Genomic DNA, 491 nt, shown 5'->3' on the forward strand with positions numbered 1-491 from the left:
GGCAAGATCGAGCCGCAGGACTGGATGCCCGAGGCCTATCGCAAGACGCTGGTGCGGCAGATTTCGCAGCATGCGCACTCGGAGATCATCGGCATGCAGCCCGAGGGCAACTGGATCAGCCGCGCGCCGAGCCTCAAGCGCAAGGCGATTCTGCTCGCGAAGGTGCAGGACGAAGGCGGCCACGGCCTGTATCTCTACAGCGCGGCCGAAACGCTGGGCGTCTCGCGCGACCAGCTCGTCGCCGCGCTGCACGCCGGCCGCGCGAAGTACTCGAGCATCTTCAACTACCCGACGCCCACCTGGGCCGATGTCGGCGTGATCGGCTGGCTGGTCGATGGCGCGGCGATCATGAATCAGATTCCGCTGTGCCGCTGCACCTATGGGCCGTACGCCCGCGCGATGATCCGCATCTGCAAGGAAGAGTCGTTCCATCAACGCCAGGGCTTCGACGCGCTGCTCGCGATGATGAAGGGCACGCAGGCGCAAAAGGA

The 491-nt window shown here is 65.6% G+C and carries 1 protein-coding gene; it reads left to right on the plus strand.

What is annotated here, in order from left to right:
- Window positions 1-491: 1,2-phenylacetyl-CoA epoxidase subunit PaaA (paaA, locus tag PQR08_RS38680; RefSeq protein WP_408164504.1), on the plus strand; the 491-nt coding region annotated here is incomplete at both ends.

Source organism: Caballeronia jiangsuensis, from assembly GCF_046030135.1.
Lineage (GTDB): Bacteria > Pseudomonadota > Gammaproteobacteria > Burkholderiales > Burkholderiaceae > Caballeronia > Caballeronia jiangsuensis.